Genomic DNA, 13,289 nt, shown 5'->3' on the forward strand with positions numbered 1-13,289 from the left:
TTCGAATGACCGAACAAGTCGAGCGATTCCCTCGAACACCACACTTCGACACGATGGTGGCGACCCGCCACGCGCAGGCCGCGGCCGGCCACCCCGGGCTCCCTGCCGTGCCGGGGCCTGCCCGTCTCCGGGCCGGCAGGCCGTGCCGCCGGCGGTCCGCCGGGCAGGGGAGCCCGGCGGGCCGTCACCGGTACCGGGGGGGGAGGTCAGTCCAGGACCGGCAGCAGCTCCGGCAGGTGGCCGTCCGAGGCCAGGGCCGCGGCCAGCCGCTCGGCGGGGACCTCGCCGTAGGTGGTGGTGCGCTGCCGGTGCGGGCGCCCCGCCGCCTCGGCGATCGCCCGCAGGTCCCGGACCGACTTGTAACTGCCGTACGCCGACCCGGCCATCCGCGAGATGGTCTCCTCCATCAGCGTGCCGCCCAGGTCGTTGGCGCCCGAGCGGAGCATCTCGGCCGCGCCCTCGGCCCCCAGCTTCACCCAGCTGGTCTGGATGTTGGGGATGTGCGGGTGCAGGAGCAGCCGCGCCATCGCGACCACCGCCCGGTTGTCCCGCGCGGTCGGCCCGGGCCGGGCGATGCCGGCCAGGTAGACCGGGGCGTTGGTGTGGATGAACGGCAGCGTCACGAACTCGGTGAACCCGCCGGTGCGCTGCTGGATCTCCGCCAGCAGCCGCAGGTGGCCCAGCCAGTGCCCCGGGTTGTCCACGTGGCCGTACATCATCGTGGACGAGGAGCGGATGCCCAGCTCGTGCGCGGTGGTGACGACCTCCACCCAGGTCGCGGCGGGCAGCTTGCCCTTGGTCAGCACCCAGCGGACGTCGTCGTCCAGGATCTCGGCTGCCGTGCCCGGGATGCTGTCCAGCCCCGCCGCCTTCGCCTCCTGGAGCCAGTCGCGGATCGAGAGGCCGGTCCGGGTCGCGCCGTTGACCACCTCCATCGGCGAGAAGGCGTGCACGTGGATGCCGGGCACCCGCTCCTTCACCGCGCGCGCGATGTCGAAGTAGGCCGTCCCGGGCAGGTCGGGGTGGATGCCGCCCTGCATGCAGACCTCGGTGGCGCCGACCTCCCAGGCCTGCGCGGCCCGGTCGGCCACCTGCTCCAGGGAGAGGGTGTAGGCGTCCGCGTCGGTACGGCGCTGGGCGAAGGCGCAGAACCGGCAGCCGGTGTAGCAGACGTTGGTGAAGTTGATGTTCCGGGTGACGCAGTAGGTGACGTCTTCGCCTACCGCGGCGCGGCGCACGTCGTCGGCGATCCGGCAGAGCGCGTCCAGGGCCGGGCCGTCCGCGTGGAACAGCGCCAGCGCCTGGTCGTCCGTCAGCCGGGCGGGGTCGTCGGCGGCCGTCGCCAGCGCCCCGCGCAGATCGCCGGCGAGGCGCTCCGGGGCGCCCTTGGCGAGCACCTGCTCGCGCAGCACCTGCCAGTCCCCGTACACGTCCTCGAAGTCGGCCCGGCGGTCGCCGGTGCGGCCCTCGGTGTCGATGGTGGCGTGCAGGTCCGTCCGCCCGTACGAGGCGGGCAGGTCCTCCGGCTCCTGCCAGGGGAGGCCCTGGACCACGGCGTCCGGGCGGGCCAGCCCGGTCTCCGGGTCGGACAGCGCCCGGACGTGCGGCAGCACCCGCGGATCCAGCCACGGCTCGCCGTGCCGGACGTACTCGGGATAGACGGCGAGCCGCTCGCGCAGCTCGAAGCCGGCCGCCGCCGAACGCTCCGCCAGCCGGTCGATCTGCGGCCAGGGGCGCTCGGGGTTCACGTGGTCGGGCGTCAGCGGCGAGACGCCGCCCCAGTCGTCGATCCCCGCGCCGATGAGCCGCTCGTACTCGCCGTCCACCAGGTTCGGCGGCGCCTGGAGGCAGGCCGCCGGGCCCATGATGTGCCGGGCCACCGCGACGGTGGCGACCAGCTCGTCCAGCTCGGCGTCGGGCATGCCGCGCATCGCCGTGTCCGGCTTGGCGCGGAAGTTCTGCAGGATCAGCTCCTGGATGCCGTGATAGGCCCGGGAGACCCGGCGCAGCGCGAAGAGCGACTCCGCGCGCTCCTCGTACGTCTCGCCGATGCCGATCAGCAGCCCGCTGGTGAACGGCACCGAGCTGCGTCCGGCGTCCTCCAGGACCCGGAGCCGGACGGCCGGCTCCTTGTCCGGCGAGCCGTAGTGCGGGCCGCCGGGCTCGCTCCAGAGCCGGGTCGCGGTGGTCTCCAGCATCATGCCCATGGAGGCCGAGACCGGCTTGAGCCGCTGGAAGTCCGTCCAGCTCAGCACCCCGGGATTGAGGTGCGGCAGCAGGCCGGTCTCCTCCAGGATGCGGATGGACATCGCCCTGACGTAGGCGATGGTGTCGTCGTAGCCGTGCGCGTCCAGCCACTCGCGGGCCTCGGGCCAGCGGTCCTCGGGCTTGTCCCCGAGGGTGATCAGCGCTTCCTTGCACCCCAGTTCGGCCCCGCGCCGGGCCACCTCCAGCACCTCGTCGGGCGACATGAACATCCCGTGGCTGCGCCCGGGGAGCTCCGGCGCCGTGCCCTGCGCGGCCCGGCGCAGCTTGCCGGGGACGGTGGCGAAGGTGCAGTAGTGGCACTTGTCGCGGCAGAGCCGGGTGAGCGGGATGAACACGCTCTTGGAGTAGGTGATGACGCCGGGCCGGCCCGCCGTCGCGAGGCCCGCGTCGCGCACCCGGGCCGCACTCGCGCAGAGGTCCGTCAGGTCCGCGCCTCTGGCCCGGAGCAGCACCGCAGCCTCTGCCGCGTCCAGCGCGACACCGTCCCGGGCACGGCGCAGGGCGCGCCGCATCGCGTTCGCAGTCGGGGTGAAGGTTGCGTCCATGGCGCGACCCTACGCCAGTTCCGGTACCTCCGGAGGAGGTGACCCTGAGGGCCTGTCAGGGTCGTCTGCGCCGGGAGACCGACCCCGATCTGGCCCTGCAGAGCGATGACTCGGGCGCCCCGGGGCCGTGTAATGGAGCGGACAGGCAGTCGGTCACGGTTACGGAGGGGTTGGACGCTATGACGGACGACACGACGACTGAACGACACCCGGGCGGCGGCGTGCCCTACCGCTCGGGCCGGCGCACCGCGGTGCGGGTGGCGGTGCCGCTGGCGGTGGCGGGCACGATCGCCGCGGGCATCGGGCTGGTGCCCGCGCTGGCGGACGACGCCCCGCCGAACCTGCCCGCGTTGACGGCGGAGCAGGTGGTGGCGAAGGCGCTCGGCTCGCAGGCCCAGACGCTCTCCGGGACGGTCTCGGTCTCCGCGGACCTCGGGGTGCCCAGCCAGTTGTTCTCGGCCGCGGGCGGCGGGCTCGGCTCCGGCGGCGCCGGCCAGGGCTCCTCGGCCGCGCCGGAGGCCAAGCTGACCGGCCTGCTCGGCGGGGACCACACCCTGCGGGTCGCGGTGGACGGTCCGGACCGCCAGCGCGTCGGCCTGATCGAGAACCTCTCCGAGTACGAGCTGGTGCACAACGGCGACCAGGTCTGGGCCTGGGACAGCTCCACCAACGAGGCCGTGCACCTGACGGCCCCGCAGGGCGCCCGGTCCGAGGGCCACCGGGGCGGGGCGCCGCTCACCGGGGTGCCGACCACGCCGGCCGAGGCGGCCAAGGAGTTCCTCGCGGCGGGCGCGGGCACCACCGCCTTCACCGTCGACGGCACGGCGAACGTCGCCGGGCAGAAGGCGTACCAGCTCAGCGTGAAGCCCACCCAGTCCGGCTCCACCATCGGCGAGGTGCGGATCGCGGTGGCCGCCGACAACGGCGTACCGCTCGCGGTGGTGGTCAAGGGGACGGACGGCTCCGCCGTGCTGGACGTCCACTTCAAGGACGTCTCCTTCGCCAGGCCGGCCGCCAAGTCCTTCGAGTTCTCGGCCCCCAAGGGCGCCAAGGTGACGGAGCAGCGGGCGGAGGCCGGCGGCGAGGGCCGGCAGGCCCCCGGCGGCGCGCCGGAGCGGGCGGGCGCCGACGGCCTGAACGTCGTCGGCGAGGGCTGGACGACGGTGCTGAGCACCCGGCTGCCCAGCGGCGACGCCGCCCCGGCACCGGCGGAGTCCGGCAAGCAGGGCCGGCACGGGGGCGAGGGCCGGGCGCCGGGCCAGAGCGTGCAGGGCCTGGTCAAGTCGCTCGGCAAGCCCGTCCAGGGCGGCAGCCTGATCAGCACCAAGGTGCTGAACGTGCTGGTCACGGATGACGGCCGGGTGTTCGCCGGTGCGGTGACGCTGCCGGTGCTGCAGAGTGCGGCCGGGGTGAAGTAATGACCCGGGCTCCTGTAACGGGGGACGTTACGGAGCCGGCCGGGGGCCGGGGCGCCGAGGTGCGCCCGGCCCCCGTGGCCGTACCCGCCGTCGCCCCGTCCACTGCTCCCGCCGCCGGCGACGGCCGGTCCGGGTCCGCCGCTCCCTCCGGGTCCGCCGCTCCGTCCGGGTCCGCCGCTCCGTCCTGCTCCCCGTCCGACGCCGTGATCAGCACCCGGGGGCTGACCAAGCGCTTCCGGGGCGGGCAGCTCGCCGTGGACGGGCTGGACCTGACCGTCCCCCGCGGTTCGGTCTTCGGCTTCCTCGGGCCCAACGGCTCCGGCAAGACCACCACCATCCGCATGCTGATGGGCCTGATCGCGCCCACCTCGGGGATGGCCACCGTGCTCGGCGCGTCGATGCCGCAGTCCGTCACCGCGGTGCTGCCGCGGGTCGGCGCACTGATCGAGGGCCCCGCGCTGTACGGCTTCCTCTCCGGCCGGGACAACCTGGCCCGGTTCGACGCGGCCGATCCGACCGCCGACCCGCGCACCCGCCGGCAGCGGGTCACCGACGCGCTGGACCGGGTGGGGCTGACCGCCGCGGCCGGGAAGAAGGCGCGGGCGTACTCGCTCGGCATGAAGCAGCGGCTCGGCCTGGCCTCGGCCCTGCTCCAGCCGCGCGAGCTGCTGGTGCTGGACGAGCCGACCAACGGCCTCGACCCGCAGGGCATGCGGGAGATCCGGGCGCTGATCCGGGAGGTCGCGGCCGAGGGAACGACGGTCTTCCTCTCCTCCCACCTGCTGGACGAGATCGAGCAGGTCTGCACGCACGCCGCGGTGATGTCGCGCGGCCGGCTGCTGGTGCAGGGCACCGTGGCCGAGCTGGCCGCCCGGGCCCAGGGGCGGCTGGTGGTCCGCACCCCCGACGTGGCGCTGGCCGCCGGGGTGCTGGCGGCGCACCGGGTCCGCGACGTGCTGCCGGGCGAGGACCGGGTCGAGGGGGCGCCGGACGCGCTCGCCGAGGACGGCCTGCCGGAGCTCTGCGCGGCGCTGGTCGCGGCCGGGGTGCGGGTGCGGGGCTTCGGAGTGGAGCGGGGCACGTTGGAGGACGCCTTCGTGGCGCTGACCGGGGAGGGCTTCGATGTCGCGGGCTGAGGCTCCGGCCGTACCGGAGACGGTGGGGACAGCGGGTGCGGTGGGTGCGCCGGGCGCGGTGGGTGCGCCGGGCCTGCCGGGCGTTCCCGGGGTGACCGGGCGCCGGGCGCAGACGACGGCCGGGTTCCTGGCGCTGTTCCGCAGCGAGTTGCTGCTGACCTTCCGCCGGATGCGGACGATCGTGCTGCTGGGGATCCTCGGGGTGCTGCCGGTCCTGATCGGTGTGGTGGTCAGGATCGAGACCGACGGGTCGCAGGGCGGCGGGGGCCCGGCCTTCATCGCGCAGGTGACGCAGAACGGCCTCTTCCTTGTCTTCACCTCGCTCGCGGTGGCCCTGCCGATCTTCCTGCCGATGACGGTCGGGGTGGTCGCCGGCGACTCGGTGGCCGGCGAGGCGGCCGGCGGCACCCTGCGCTACCTGCTGGTCGCGCCGGCCGGGCGGACCAGGCTGCTGGCCGCCAAGTTCACGGCCGGTCTGGCGTTCTGCCTGGCGGCGACGGCGACGGTCGCGCTGGCGGCGCTCGCCACCGGCGCCGCGCTGTTCCCGCTCGGGGAGGTCACGCTGATCTCCGGGGAGACCATCGGCCTCGGCCCGGCGCTGCTGCGGGCGGTGCTGGTGGCGCTGGTCGTGGCCGCCTCGCTGTCCGGACTGGTCGCGATCGGGCTCTTCATCTCGACGCTCACCGGCAGCGGCATCGCGGCGATGGCCGCCACCGTCAGCCTGGTGATCACCGTCCAGATCCTCGACAGCTTCCCCCAGCTGCACGCGATCCAGCCGTTCCTCTTCACCCACCACTGGCTGAGCTTCGGGGACCTGCTGCGCGAACCGATGTACTGGGACGGCGTGCTGGAGAACCTCGGGCTGCAGGCCGCGTACGTGGCCGTCTTCGGCTCGGCCGCGTGGTCACGCTTCACCAGCCGGGACATCACCGCGTAGCGGGCCGGCGGGGGCCGGGGCCGCCCCGCCGGCCGGCCCTGCGCGCCCCCGTCAGCGGGTGGGCGCCGGGGCCGCGTCGAGGGGCGGGGTGGGTGCGGTGGCCGGGGCGGTCGGGGCGTCGGCCGGGCTGGCAGTCGGGGCGTCGGCCGGGACGGCGGCGGCCGACCGGGCCAGGACGGCGGCCCGCTCCGCCCGATCGCTCCGCACCCGGCGCAGCGCGTCCCAGGTCAGCAGCGCCAGCGCGGCCCAGACCAGCGAGAAGCCGGCCCAGCGGGCGGGCGGCATGGACTCGTGGAACACCGTGACACCGATCAGGAACTGGAACAACGGCGCCAGGTACTGCAGCAGCCCGAGCACGGTGAGCGGCACCCGGACCGCCGCCGCGCCGAAGCAGAGCAGCGGGATCGCGGTGATCACCCCGCTGAGCATCAGCAGCCCGGAGTGCCCCCAGCCGAACGACCCCGCCACGGTGTGCCCGAAGGTGCCGCGGCCGACGAGTGCCAGGTAGACCAGGTACCCGAGGGCGAACGGGAACATGAAGGCGCTCTCGGCGGCCAGGCTCTCCAGCCCGCTCAGCCCGACCGTCTTCTTGAGCAGCCCGTACGTCCCGAAGGAGAAGGCCAGGGTCAGCGCGATCCAGGGCAGCCGTCCGTAGCCGACGGTCAGCACCGCCACCGCGAGGGCGCCGATGCCGACGGCAGCCCACTGCGCGGGCCGCAGCCGCTCCTTGAGCACCACCACGCCGAAGGCGATGGTGACCAGCGGGTTGATGAAGTAGCCGAGGCTGGTCTCGACGACGTGACCGGCGTTGACCCCCCAGATGTAGACGCCCCAGTTGACCGAGATCACGGCGGCGGCCCCGCCCAGCATGGCGAGCCGGCGGGGCTGGCGCAGCAGCGGGCGTATCCAGCCCCAGTGCCGCTGGGCGAGCAGCAGTACGACGACGGCGACCAGTGACCAGACCATCCGGTTGGCGAGGATGTCGTCGGCGGCGGCCGGCTCCAGCAGCGGCCAGAACAACGGGAAGAGCCCCCACATCCCGTACGCCGCCAGGCCGTACCAAAGGCCCCGGCCGGCCTCCTGCTGGGTTGTCTCCGCCATCGACGGCCTGCCCTCCGCGCGCACCAATGTCGTGCCGACGGTAGCGGGCGCGGGGGCCGACTGTCATCTCCGTATTCGCATTTTGCTCATGACATGAGACGCCGCCCGACCGACCTGCGGTTTCGCGGTCGGCCCGGGCGGTGCTCCGGCGCGTCAGGCGCCCAGCGCCGTGCGCACGCTCTCCGCCAGCGGGACGGTCGGACGGCCGATCAGCCGGGCCAGGTCACCCGGGGTGCCGGCCAGTTCGCCGCGTGCGATACCGGCGTCCACGTCCACCAGGACGTCGGCGAAACCCTCCGGCAGGCCCGCGCCGACCAGGACCGCGCGGTGCTCGGCCGGGGTCACCTCGCGGTGCTCGACGGGTCGGCCGGAGACCCGCGCCAGCTCGGCGGCCAGCTCCGGCAGGCTCCACGCGACGTCACCGCTGAGCTCGTACACGGTGTCCGCGTGACCACCCTCGTCCCCCTCGCCGAGCAGCACCGCGACCGCCGCGGCGGCGTAGTCCGCACGCGGGGCGGTGGCCACCCGGCCCTGCCCGGCGCTGCCGATCACCACGCCGCGCGCCACCGTGCCGGCGGCGTCGCCCAGGTAGTTCTCGGTGTACCAGCCGTTGCGGAGGAACGAGAAGGGCAGCCCGGACTCCCGGATCGCCGCCTCGGTGGCCTTGTGCTCGTCCGCCAGCCGGAAGGTGGCCACGCCGGGCGCACTGGTGTACGCGAGCAGCGCGACGCCGGCGGCGCGCGCCGCCTCGATCACGGCGGTGTGCTGCGGGATGCGGCGGCCGACCTCGCTGCCCGAGATGAACAGCACCCGGTCGCCGGCCGCGAAGGAGCCCGCCAGGCTCTCCGGACGGTCGTAGTCGGCCACCCGGACGGTCACGCCGCGGGCGGCGAGGTCGGCGGCCTTCTCGGCGTCGCGGACGACCACCGCCACCTCGCCGGCGGGGACCTCGGCCAGCAGGCCCTCGACGACCAGTCGGCCGAGCTGTCCGGTGGCACCGGTGACGACGTACATGTTGCTGCTCCCTGGGTCGGGTCAGGTCGGTTCGGTTCGGGCCGTTGCCCGTTGAACTCCCGGTCGGACGGCCGATCCATCTCGGCCTCGACACTCACCCTAGGAGGGGCACTTACTTCTCGAAAGTACGCACTTCAAAGTAGGGTACTGACATGCAGGTAATGACATGCAGGTAATGGCCCAGGGCGCCGCCCCTGCTGCCCCCGCCGCTTCCGACGCCGCCACCCCCTCCCCGGCCCGGCCGGCCGTGCCGCTCGGCGAGCTGCCGCCGCCGGACGTCTACGACCGCATGTGCCCCTCCCGCGGCGTACTGGAGCACGTCACCAGCCGGTGGGGCGTCCTGGTGCTGGCGGCGCTGGACGAACGCGGCTACCGGTTCAGCGAGCTGCGACGGCGGGTGTCCGGGGTGAGCGAGAAGATGCTCGCGCAGACCCTGCAGACCCTGGAGCGCGACGGCTTCGTCCTCCGCGAGGCCCATCCGGTGATCCCGCCACGGGTGGACTACAGCCTCACCCCGCTCGGCCGGGAGGCCGCCCACCTGGTGGCGGCCCTCGCCCGCTGGTCCGAGCAGCGCGTCCCCGTCGTCCAGGAGGCCCGCGCCGGGTACGACGCCCGCCCGCGCTGAGGCGGGGCGGGCTTGAGGGTGGGGCCGGCGCGTTTTATGTCGGTCGGTCTACATATGTCGGTCGGTCTACTGAGATGGGCCTCAAGGGGTGTTTCTGTAGACCGGTCTAGCGATTCCGGGCCCGTGCAGCTGGCGAATATGCAGACCGGTCTACCTAAGGCGTCCAGAATCAACCGACCGGTCTACAGATTCGCGGCCCCGCCGGGTGGCTACCGCTCCGCGATCAGCGCCGCGAACCCGTCCAGCACTCGGGCCAGGCCGAAGGCGTACGCGTGGTCCGCGCTGTACGCGCCGCCGTGCACCTCGCCGGCGGCCGCACCGACACGGGCGGCGACCGGGTACCGCTCGGCGTCGAAGACCCGGGCCAGCAGGTCCGCGTTGGCCGCCCACCACTGCTCGTCGGTCATCGCACTGTCCTGCTGCGCGGCGCGGTCGTCGGCACCCATCCGGGCACAGGTCTGGACGAAACCCAGCAGGTGGGTGAGCGCGGCGTCCAGCTCCACGTCCGGCAGCCCGGTACCCTCCAGGGCGCACAACTCGTACTCGTACTTGGCCATCAGCCCCGGCCCCAGCGGCGGACGGCTGGTCGAGATGCTCGCCACCCAGGGGTGGGCGCGGTAGAGCGCGCGGTTGTCGTCCGCGACCGCGGCGACCCTGGCCCGCCAGCCCTCGTCGGAGGGGGCGCTGCGCGGCATGGTCGCGTAGACGGTGTCCAGCATCAGGTCGAGCAGCTCGGCCTTGCCGGGGACGTACGTGTAGAGCGCCATCGGGGAGACGCCCAGCTCCTGCGCCACTCGCCGCATCGTCACCGCGTCCACGCCGTCGGCGTCGGCCAGCGCGATCGCCACGGCCGCGATCTCCGCGGGCGACTTCGCCTGCCGGGGACCACGACGGCCCGGCTTCTCCTCGGTCGACACGCCCCAGAGCAGTGCCAGCGTCCGCGCCGGATCCCCCGCACTGCTGCGTTCACTCGCCATGGGGGAATCCTTTCACGCGCCCGCCCGGACAGGGCCTGCCGGGCGTACCGCCGGAGCGCACCGGGAGGAGAACAGCGGCGCGTCCGGACTGCGGGGCCGAGCAGGCCCCCGGCGGGCACCGTCGGGCAAGCTCTAGGGTCGACCCATGACCGACCGCGCCCCCGAGCCACTCCCCGGCACCGACTCGGCAGAGGTCGTCCGCTCCCGAGTCACCTGCCGCCGCTGCCACCGCCCGCTGCACGACCCGGAATCCCGCATCCTGCGGCTGGGCCCGGAGTGCCGGGACCCGACCGAACGGGTCGCCCGCCACGAGGTCGACCAGGACCCATTGCCCGGGTTCGGCCCATCCCGGTGACCGGCCGCATCGGCCGGAACCGCAACACCCGGCTCCGCCTCCACCCCGCAGCGTTCCGACGCCGCCTCCTCAGGTGACGCAGGGGCGCTAACGCGGAGCAGGACGTCGGACCGGCCGACTTCCCACTCCGCCCCGGGGCCTTCCGGGCCGGCCGTCACCAGCTCGGTGCGCTCCCGTTGCACGTGGCGCCCGGGCAGCCGGCGGCGTAGAGCTGCGTCACGCCGATCGCCAGCAGGTACCGATGGTTCGCGTAGGCCTTCGCCTGAAGTGCCTCGGCGTCCACGCGCCGCCAGTCCTGGTACACGACCCGCTCGGACTCACCGTCCGCGTAGGGCTTCGCGTCCGGCCCGCGCAGGGTTGACGAGTCGTCCCAACTGCCCCTGATCCTGGGCAGACCCTTGCCGTCCGCGACCGCGACGGTCAGGGTGACGGAGTTCTGCCCGGCGCCGTGCGTGTGGTCGACGGCGACCGAGTTCGGCCGGGCCAGCGCCTCGGCCGTCTGCTCGGCCGAGGCGTCGCCACCCGGGCTGTGCTGGTAGTGCAGCTCCCGCACCAAGTCCCTGCCGCCGCTGCGCGGCTTCCAGCCGTCGCCGGCCAGCGCCCGGTCCAGCTCGGCCAGCCGGGGCTCGATCTCACCGTCGAACGCGGCGTACAGCACCGTCGTCCGCCGGCACATCACCCCCGACCACACCGGCTTGCTGCCGAAGCTGCCGGAGGCGGCCCGGGCCTCGCACAGGTCGGCGACCGAGCTGTCCAGCGCCTCCGCCCAGGGCGCGGCCGCCCGGACCAGTCCGGTCTGCTCGTCGGCGAACGCCACCGCCCGGTCGCGGGCCGCACGCGTGTCGGCGGCCCGGGCGAGCGCGCTCGCGTCCGGTGCGGGGGACACGGTGGTGAGGTCGTGCAGTTGCCAGAGGACGACCGCGACGAGGATCACCGCCCCGGCCACGACCACGCCCGACAACGTCAGCAAGACCCGCCGTACCCCGGCCCAGGCCGATCCGCCCCCCGTACTCATGGCCACCACCGTAGCCAGGCGCGCGGGCGGGGCGTCCGGTCGAGACGCCTCCGAGACGCCTCCGCAACGGGCCCGGCACCCGCCGCGTCCCTCCGTCAGGGCCGGTTCAGCGCCTTGCGGTTCGGCAGCCGGGCGGCCGGGCGCAAGGGGCGCTACTGTACCGGCTCGTCGACAACTCCGACGCGGTCACGTCACATTCGGGCCGAACCGCGCCGAAGCCATGGCCCCCGACCCCCCGGCCCCGCTATCAAGATCTCAGCAGGGCCGCCGCCTGACGGCCCGGAACACGGGGGAACCTCCTATGAACGGCATCCACACCCGCAAGCGCATGTGGACGCTCGTCGGTCTCGCAGCGGTCGGCGCCCTGACCCTCACCGCCTGCAACGACGACCCGGCGGCCGACACGGCGAGCAGCACTCCGCCACCGGCCGCCGCGCCGACGACCCCGGCCGCCTCCGCGAGCACGCCGGCCGCGGCCAGCCCGTCGGGTGCCGCCACCGGCACTCCCACCACCGCGGCCACCAGCGCGCCCGCAGCCGCTCCCGCGGCCGGCGGCGGTACCGACGCCACCCCCGGGCAGACCTTCAAGATCGGCCAGCCCGCCCAGGTGCAGTTCAGCTCCGGCAGCACCAAGGGCGTCATCGCCCTGTCGGTCACCGCGATCGAGACCGGCGACCCGGCCGACCTGGCCGCACTCAAGCTCGGTGACAAGGCCAAGGGGCTCGTCCCGTACTACGTGCGGTACTCGATCACCAACACCGGCACCACCGACCTGGCCTTCACCAGCGTGGACCACGTCAAGGGCCTCCTGCCGGACGGCAGCGAGGCCCAGGAACTGATGATCATCGGCGGCTTCGCCAAGTGCGCGAACCCCTCGCTGCCGAAGGGCTTCACCAACGGCCAGACCGCCCAGGGCTGCGCCGTCGCCCTCGCCCCGGCGGCCACCAAGGTCTCGGGCGCCGAGTACTGGGGCGCGCCCTACAGCCTGGGCAAGGGCGCCATCTTCTGGAAGTAGTGGTGCGAGGTGCGGTCGCCGGGCCGGTCCCACCGGCCCGGTGCCCGCACCTCGCGCTCCGACCCCACCGACTTCACCAACCCCGCCAGCCGCGGCCGCACGCCGACCCCCCGAGGTACCGTCCCCTCATGAACGAGCCCCGCCGCCCGACGCCCCGCCAGGGCCCCGCGGCCCCGCGTGCCGTCCGCTCCGTTCGGGCCCGGTACGCCCGGAACTACCCGTTGCGGGTCGCCGTACTGTTCGCGGGGGCCGCCCGTGACGGGCTCCTCGCCGCCTTCAAGGCCTTCGCCAAGTCGTCCCGCCGCTCCGACCCGGGCGCCTCCGACTCCTGAAGCCCCGCCGCACCCCCACCCCCACCCCCCGGCCCCACTCGGGGTCAGCCCTCGGCCGGCACTGCGACGGGCAGCAGGCCGCGCTCCCCGAAGACCTTCTTGGCGACGAACGTCGCGTTGAGGGCGCGGGGCATCCCGCAGTAGACGGCCGAGTGCAGCAGCGCCTCGACGATCTCCTCCCGACCGAGCCCGACGTTGAGGGCCGCGTTGATGTGCACCTCCAGCTGGGGCTCGCAGCCGCCGAGCGCGGTGAGCATGCCGAGGGTCACCAGCTGCCGGTCGCGCGGCGCCAGGCCCGGGCGGTCGTAGATGTCGCCGAAGGCCCAGGCGACGACCTGGTGGCCGAGTTCCGGCGAGACGTCCGCCAGCGCCTCGATGACCTTCTGGCCGCTCTCGCCGTCGATCCGGGCCAGGACGCCCATGCCGTGGTCGAAGCGCTCCTGCCGGACAGCCGCGGTGGCGGCGGCAGTGGTGGAGGCGGTGGCGATGGCGTTCGTCATGGGTGATCCGTTTCTGCCGTCGGGACGGCCGCAATCAGGGACGGGCGATCG

General features: G+C 74.3%; 13 protein-coding genes. 7 read left to right on the forward strand and 6 right to left on the reverse strand.

The window, feature by feature from the left end; translation table 11 throughout:
* Positions 1-206: 206 nt before the first annotated feature.
* Positions 207-2,813: a bifunctional FO biosynthesis protein CofGH gene (locus tag ACIF6L_RS25540; protein WP_396488764.1), complete on the reverse strand. Its 2,607-nt coding sequence runs from the start codon at positions 2,811-2,813 to the stop codon at positions 207-209.
* A gap of 179 nt (positions 2,814-2,992) precedes the next feature.
* Here ACIF6L_RS25540 and ACIF6L_RS25545 point away from each other — a divergent pair, with 179 nt between their 5' ends.
* From ACIF6L_RS25545 to ACIF6L_RS25555, 3 genes are read left to right on the forward strand one after another with little or no spacing between them, the layout of a single operon-like run.
* The gene (locus ACIF6L_RS25545; protein ID WP_396488765.1) at positions 2,993-4,231 is read left to right on the forward strand and encodes an outer membrane lipoprotein carrier protein LolA; all 1,239 of its coding nucleotides are present in this window, start codon (positions 2,993-2,995) and stop codon (positions 4,229-4,231) included.
* The gene (locus ACIF6L_RS25550) at positions 4,231-5,367 is read left to right on the forward strand and encodes an ABC transporter ATP-binding protein (protein ID WP_396488767.1); all 1,137 of its coding nucleotides are present in this window, start codon (positions 4,231-4,233) and stop codon (positions 5,365-5,367) included. The genes ACIF6L_RS25545 and ACIF6L_RS25550 overlap by 1 nt, the downstream gene beginning before the upstream one ends.
* Positions 5,354-6,304: an ABC transporter permease gene (locus ACIF6L_RS25555; RefSeq protein ID WP_396488768.1), complete on the forward strand. Its 951-nt coding sequence runs from the start codon at positions 5,354-5,356 to the stop codon at positions 6,302-6,304. Before ACIF6L_RS25550 ends, ACIF6L_RS25555 begins: the two co-directional genes overlap by 14 nt.
* Positions 6,305-6,355: 51 nt before the next feature.
* Here the strand turns inward: ACIF6L_RS25555 and rarD are convergent, their stop codons facing one another.
* Together rarD and ACIF6L_RS25565 are read right to left on the reverse strand one after the other, a co-directional pair.
* A complete protein-coding gene (gene rarD / locus ACIF6L_RS25560) occupies positions 6,356-7,405 on the reverse strand; it encodes an EamA family transporter RarD (RefSeq protein WP_396488770.1) in 1,050 nt (349 codons plus the stop codon).
* A gap of 153 nt (positions 7,406-7,558) precedes the next feature.
* Positions 7,559-8,419 carry an SDR family oxidoreductase gene (locus tag ACIF6L_RS25565; protein WP_359803762.1) on the reverse strand — a complete coding sequence of 287 codons (861 nt, stop codon included), beginning with the start codon at positions 8,417-8,419 and terminating at the stop codon, positions 7,559-7,561.
* Positions 8,420-8,708: 289 nt separating this feature from the next.
* On the opposite strand from ACIF6L_RS25565, the gene ACIF6L_RS25570 reads away from it, so the two are divergent.
* Entirely contained in the window at positions 8,709-9,044 is a 336-nt protein-coding gene (locus ACIF6L_RS25570; RefSeq protein ID WP_352290672.1) for a helix-turn-helix domain-containing protein, read from the forward strand.
* A 209-nt stretch (positions 9,045-9,253) separates the two neighbouring features.
* On the opposite strand, the gene ACIF6L_RS25575 is transcribed toward ACIF6L_RS25570, so the two are convergent.
* On the reverse strand, positions 9,254-10,021 hold the full coding sequence (locus tag ACIF6L_RS25575; protein WP_329489257.1) for a TetR/AcrR family transcriptional regulator: 768 nt from the start codon (positions 10,019-10,021) through the stop codon (positions 9,254-9,256).
* A 145-nt stretch (positions 10,022-10,166) separates the two neighbouring features.
* Here ACIF6L_RS25575 and ACIF6L_RS25580 point away from each other — a divergent pair, with 145 nt between their 5' ends.
* Entirely contained in the window at positions 10,167-10,376 is a 210-nt protein-coding gene (locus ACIF6L_RS25580) for a DUF6011 domain-containing protein (protein ID WP_329489256.1), read from the forward strand.
* Between the two features lie 154 nt (positions 10,377-10,530).
* Here ACIF6L_RS25580 and ACIF6L_RS25585 read toward each other — a convergent pair whose 3' ends face one another.
* Positions 10,531-11,391: a hypothetical protein gene (locus ACIF6L_RS25585; RefSeq protein ID WP_396488773.1), complete on the reverse strand. Its 861-nt coding sequence runs from the start codon at positions 11,389-11,391 to the stop codon at positions 10,531-10,533.
* 301 nt (positions 11,392-11,692) lie between these two features.
* On the opposite strand from ACIF6L_RS25585, the gene ACIF6L_RS25590 reads away from it, so the two are divergent.
* Both ACIF6L_RS25590 and ACIF6L_RS25595 read left to right on the forward strand, forming a co-directional pair.
* Positions 11,693-12,406 carry a hypothetical protein gene (locus tag ACIF6L_RS25590; protein WP_396488775.1) on the forward strand — a complete coding sequence of 238 codons (714 nt, stop codon included), beginning with the start codon at positions 11,693-11,695 and terminating at the stop codon, positions 12,404-12,406.
* A gap of 128 nt (positions 12,407-12,534) precedes the next feature.
* Entirely contained in the window at positions 12,535-12,738 is a 204-nt protein-coding gene (locus ACIF6L_RS25595; protein WP_396488776.1) for a hypothetical protein, read from the forward strand.
* 44 nt (positions 12,739-12,782) lie between these two features.
* Here the strand turns inward: ACIF6L_RS25595 and ACIF6L_RS25600 are convergent, their stop codons facing one another.
* Positions 12,783-13,238, reverse strand: coding sequence for a carboxymuconolactone decarboxylase family protein (locus tag ACIF6L_RS25600; protein ID WP_396488778.1), 456 nt, complete (start codon positions 13,236-13,238; stop codon positions 12,783-12,785).
* Between the last annotated feature and the right edge of the window lie 51 nt (positions 13,239-13,289).

Source organism: Kitasatospora sp. NPDC086009, assembly GCF_044540385.1.
Classification (GTDB): domain Bacteria; phylum Actinomycetota; class Actinomycetes; order Streptomycetales; family Streptomycetaceae; genus Kitasatospora.

Excerpts from the sequence above, each read along its gene's own strand:
- ACIF6L_RS25545 (WP_396488765.1), top strand. The coding sequence starts at position 2,993 with ATGACGGACGACACGACGACTGAACGACACCCGGGCGGCGGCGTGCCC.
- ACIF6L_RS25590 (WP_396488775.1), top strand. The coding sequence starts at position 11,693 with ATGAACGGCATCCACACCCGCAAGCGCATGTGGACGCTCGTCGGTCTC.
- ACIF6L_RS25550 (WP_396488767.1), top strand. The coding sequence starts at position 4,231 with ATGACCCGGGCTCCTGTAACGGGGGACGTTACGGAGCCGGCCGGGGGC.
- ACIF6L_RS25570 (WP_352290672.1), top strand. The coding sequence starts at position 8,709 with ATGTGCCCCTCCCGCGGCGTACTGGAGCACGTCACCAGCCGGTGGGGC.
- ACIF6L_RS25585 (WP_396488773.1), bottom strand. The coding sequence starts at position 11,391 with ATGAGTACGGGGGGCGGATCGGCCTGGGCCGGGGTACGGCGGGTCTTG.
- rarD (WP_396488770.1), bottom strand. The coding sequence starts at position 7,405 with ATGGCGGAGACAACCCAGCAGGAGGCCGGCCGGGGCCTTTGGTACGGC.
- ACIF6L_RS25555 (WP_396488768.1), top strand. The coding sequence starts at position 5,354 with ATGTCGCGGGCTGAGGCTCCGGCCGTACCGGAGACGGTGGGGACAGCG.
- ACIF6L_RS25595 (WP_396488776.1), top strand. The coding sequence starts at position 12,535 with ATGAACGAGCCCCGCCGCCCGACGCCCCGCCAGGGCCCCGCGGCCCCG.
- ACIF6L_RS25580 (WP_329489256.1), top strand. The coding sequence starts at position 10,167 with ATGACCGACCGCGCCCCCGAGCCACTCCCCGGCACCGACTCGGCAGAG.
- ACIF6L_RS25600 (WP_396488778.1), bottom strand. The coding sequence starts at position 13,238 with ATGACGAACGCCATCGCCACCGCCTCCACCACTGCCGCCGCCACCGCG.
- ACIF6L_RS25575 (WP_329489257.1), bottom strand. The coding sequence starts at position 10,021 with ATGGCGAGTGAACGCAGCAGTGCGGGGGATCCGGCGCGGACGCTGGCA.
- ACIF6L_RS25565 (WP_359803762.1), bottom strand. The coding sequence starts at position 8,419 with ATGTACGTCGTCACCGGTGCCACCGGACAGCTCGGCCGACTGGTCGTC.
- ACIF6L_RS25540 (WP_396488764.1), bottom strand. The coding sequence starts at position 2,813 with ATGGACGCAACCTTCACCCCGACTGCGAACGCGATGCGGCGCGCCCTG.